Raw genomic sequence first — 3062 nt, forward strand, 5'->3', positions numbered from 1 at the left:
GCCGGCCCCGGGGCTCCGGCCACAGCGCCGGGGACATCCGAGGGCTCGACCCCCGGCGACGCACCCACCGCGACGCCGGCGCCCACCTCCGGCAGCTGACCGGATCCACCGACCGGCCGGGACCCGCGACACCGCGGGTCCCGGCCGCCCGTCTGCCAGGCTGGCCCGGTGACCGCCACCGTCCCCGCGCCCGCGCCCCTCGTCGGCACCCACGTGCGGCTCGACCCGCTGACCGCCGCCCACATCCCCGCCCTGCGCGCCGCGATCGCGCACCCGGCCGTCTTCGCGGGCGGCTTCGGGGGAGGCGCGGCCGGGCTCCGCACCGACCCCGACGAGTTCGACGCGTGGGCCCGCGGCTACTTCCGCTGGGACGACCTGCCGACCGCCGTGATCCTCGTCGGCGGCCCCCACGACGGCGAGCTCGTCGGCACCACCAGCCTCACCGAGCTCGACACCCGCCGCGAGCGCGCGCACCTCGGCTGGACCGCGTACGACCCGCGTGTCTGGGGCACCGTCGTCAACGCCGAGGCGAAGCGGCTCCTGCTCGGCCTCGCCTTCGACGCGGGCTTCGGGCGCGTCAAGCTGCAGGCCGATGCCCGCAACGCGCACTCGCGCGCGGCCATCCTCAAGCTCGGCGCGACGTTCGAGGGCGTCTGCCGCCGGGATCAGCTCCGTGCCGACGGAACCTGGCGCGACGCGGCGATCCACTCGATCCTCGCCGACGAGTGGCCCGCCGTCCGCGCCGGTCTCGACGCCCGGATCGCCGCCCGGGAGGGTCGGCCGGTCCTGTATCGCACGCCGGCGACCTGAGCGGGCAGCGCGTCACGGGCGGTCAGTCGGCGTACGGATCCGCGTCGCCGGCTTCCGCGGGGTAGTGGAACTGGAGCCCCACGGAGTCGATGCTGCCGGTCCACACCATGTCGCCGCCGACGCGATGCAGCGGGGGAGCCGTGGAGTCGATCACGTCCGCGAGCCCCAGCTCGGCGATCCAGTCCTCGATGATGTCCCGCCTGGCCGCTCGCGAGTAGGCGTCCGCGCTGCCGATGAAGTGCACGAAGTCCGCGTCGCCGACCTCCCACGCGAGCGGGCGGAGGCCGCGCTGCTGCCCTTCGGCGTTCCAGGCGATCGCGACCATGAGCTCGATGTCCTCGCGTCGGATGGCGCGTCGACCGAGCGGGATGGGGGCTTCCGCGGGCATGGGCCTCTCCTGGATCGTCGTACGGCGGCACGTGCGCGAGCTGATCCGGCGCTCCGCCATAGGGGCGGGCCGAGCTGGGTGAGGGGGAGCCGGTGCCACCGAGCCCGAGCCCGGCGAGCGCGCGACCGCGTGCCGGGCCCTGCTCCCAGATGCCCGTTTCGGGCGGATACCTGGTGTGATCGCTGTCGCACCGCCGAGCCGTCGCGTTCCGGCAGTGCCACACGACGTCCCCAGCGACGGGTAATCATTCGGGACTGGTGCGAACGTAGCCCCTCGGGTGAGGGAACACCAGGGCTGGCCCGAACGGGGGCGCGGATCCCGCGGACGCTGCCCGCGCGCGGGTGTCCCGCGCCGGTGCCGGCGGCCTAGGCCGCGTCGGCCTCGGGGACCGACGGGTCGCCCAGGAGCGCAGCGGCCGGGAGCGGAGCTGCGCATGCGCCGCCCGAGGCCTCGCCCGCATCCTCGTCGGGGCGGATCCCCGTGACGCGGAGCGAGTGCACGTTCAGCCGGGCGTCCGCCGCCCCCTCCGCGAGGCGGATCACGCCGGGCCCGCGGCGCATCTGGACGTCGACGACGAGCGTCCGCCGGGTGGCCCCCTCGGTGAGCGGCGGGTAGCGCACGGTGCGGGTCTGCGCGCGGTCCAGGGCGAACCCGAGGGCCAGCGGGGCGGATCCGGGGTGGTCGTAGGTGACGGCGACCGAGTGGAGGCCGGCGTGCTCGGCGACGACGGCGAAGTCGAGGTAGCTGCGGCTGCCGGGATCGGCGTCGGCGAGGAGTGGCGGAGGGGTGCTGGCGTGGACGCGCGAGGCATCGGCGGCGGGGTAGCAGCGGACGTGGGGGATGGAGTGCCTCCGGGCGGTGCACATCGATGTGACGGGACGCAGCGTCGGGACCGGCCGGGAAACCGTGCCCGGTCCTGCGGGGGCGGCGCGTCGGGCCGGGATCGGCGGCGCGTGCCTGGTGGACCAGCTCGCGCACGTGACGGTTCGGACGTCGGGGCGGCGCGTCGTTCGGCCCCGGCGATGCGGGGCGACGGCCTCACCATACGGCGTGCGTGCGTGCTGCGCGCGGGCCGCGCCCCCGTCGCGTGGCGCCCGTCACCGTCCGCCGAGCGAACCGAGTCCTCCGCGAGGCGGATGCGGACGCCGCGGCCGCCTCCCTACCGTGGAGGGGACGACGGGAGACGCGCGATGCAGAGCAGGTGGGCGGCCCTGATCCCCGGCGACCGCCCCGGTCCCGCGTGACGGCCCGCGGATCCCTCCACCACGTGGAGCTGCAGGTGCGCGACCTCGACCGGGCGCTCGCCGCGTGGGGCTGGATCCTCGGCGAGCTCGGCTACGTGGAGGACGCCCGCTGGGCCGGCGGCAGGAGCCTCCGCCTCGGCGACGCGTACGTCGTGATCGCCCGGGCGCCGCGCGACGCCCCGCACGACCGGCGCGGCGCGGGTCTCAGCCACCTCGCGTTCCACGCGGGATCCGCCTCGGACGTCGACCGCCTCTGGGAGGCGGCGCCCGACCACGGCTGGACGCACCTCTACGCCGACCGGCACCCCTTCGCGGGCGGGCCCGACCACCGGGCCGCGTTCCTCGAGGACGGCGAGCGGTTCAAGGTCGAGCTCGTCGCCGACGCCTGACGCCCCGCCCCCGACCCACCCGCGTCGCCCCCGCCTGCGACTCGAGTCGCAACCCGGGTGCCGACTCCCGCGCCCTGTGCGGGAGCGGCCCAGGCGGGAGCGTTGCAGTCATGGACACGACACCCCGCTCCACCCCCGCCATCCCGCCCCGCGGCCGTCGCCCCCGTCGCCTCGCCGCGACCGTCGGCGCGCTCGCCCTGGCCCTCGCCATCCCGCTCGCCGCGGGCGCCG

The 3062-nt window shown here is 76.8% G+C and carries 4 protein-coding genes; 2 read left to right on the forward strand and 2 right to left on the reverse strand.

What is annotated here, in order from left to right; genetic code table 11:
• Nucleotides 1–168 precede the first annotated feature (168 nt).
• The gene (locus DZG00_RS13995) at nt 169–810 is read left to right on the forward strand and encodes a GNAT family N-acetyltransferase (protein ID WP_119455751.1); all 642 of its coding nucleotides are present in this window, start codon (nt 169–171) and stop codon (nt 808–810) included.
• Nucleotides 811–832: 22 nt separating this feature from the next.
• On the opposite strand, the gene DZG00_RS14000 is transcribed toward DZG00_RS13995, so the two are convergent.
• Both DZG00_RS14000 and DZG00_RS14005 read right to left on the reverse strand, forming a co-directional pair.
• Nucleotides 833–1198 carry a hypothetical protein gene (locus tag DZG00_RS14000; RefSeq protein ID WP_119383040.1) on the reverse strand — a complete coding sequence of 122 codons (366 nt, stop codon included), beginning with the start codon at nt 1196–1198 and terminating at the stop codon, nt 833–835.
• Nucleotides 1199–1563: 365 nt separating this feature from the next.
• A complete protein-coding gene (locus tag DZG00_RS14005; protein ID WP_233549184.1) occupies nt 1564–2064 on the reverse strand; it encodes a hypothetical protein in 501 nt (166 codons plus the stop codon).
• 374 nt (nt 2065–2438) lie between these two features.
• Here DZG00_RS14005 and DZG00_RS14010 point away from each other — a divergent pair, with 374 nt between their 5' ends.
• Complete coding sequence (locus DZG00_RS14010) at nt 2439–2831, forward strand: VOC family protein (protein WP_119383041.1); 393 nt, start codon at nt 2439–2441, stop codon at nt 2829–2831.
• Nucleotides 2832–3062 lie beyond the last annotated feature (231 nt).

It is taken from the genome of Clavibacter lycopersici, from assembly GCF_003576405.1.
In the GTDB taxonomy this organism is placed as follows: Bacteria; Actinomycetota; Actinomycetes; order Actinomycetales; family Microbacteriaceae; genus Clavibacter; species Clavibacter lycopersici.

What these genes read in the sequence shown, in the direction of transcription:
- DZG00_RS14000 (WP_119383040.1), bottom strand. Translation starts at nt 1,198, where the DNA reads ATGCCCGCGGAAGCCCCCATCCCGCTCGGTCGACGCGCCATCCGACGC.
- DZG00_RS14005 (WP_233549184.1), bottom strand. Translation starts at nt 2,064, where the DNA reads ATGTGCACCGCCCGGAGGCACTCCATCCCCCACGTCCGCTGCTACCCC.